The organism is Pedobacter sp. 01N416, from assembly GCF_056399685.1.
The window spans coordinates 1-365 of the sequence record NZ_JBFTRT010001154.1; the positions used below are offsets into that span (position 1 = coordinate 1).

The following is a 365-nucleotide window of genomic DNA, read 5'->3' on the forward strand; positions in this document are numbered from 1 at the left end:
CCATAAGGTATCTCCCATAGTAATTTATTTTTCTCATCATAGGAAATGTAAGCCCAATCAATACCTATTATCTTTGAACCCTTTGCATTTGGGAGGTTCTTTTCAAAAAAACCTAACGTCCTCATATTTAGATCTTTTTTGGGGTGCCATACATAAGCTCCACCATGCATATCTGAAAATACAGGGTGACTTCGGAAACCATGAAAACCTAATTTACGCCCAAACCCCTCATCAACAGCGCTACGGTGTCTGATTTCAATAGGGCTTTTTTCAATCCCCCATGTATTAAGTAATTTAACGGCATCAAGCGTCAAAAGTAATTTGCCTCCTTGATTGAGATAGGATTTTATGGATCCCTCCAATTT

At 38.1% G+C, this 365-nt stretch carries 1 protein-coding gene; it reads right to left on the reverse strand.

The window, feature by feature from the left end:
• A partial coding sequence (locus tag AC1DND_RS29675) for a hypothetical protein (RefSeq protein WP_477586653.1) occupies window positions 1-365 on the reverse strand: 365 nt, incomplete at both ends.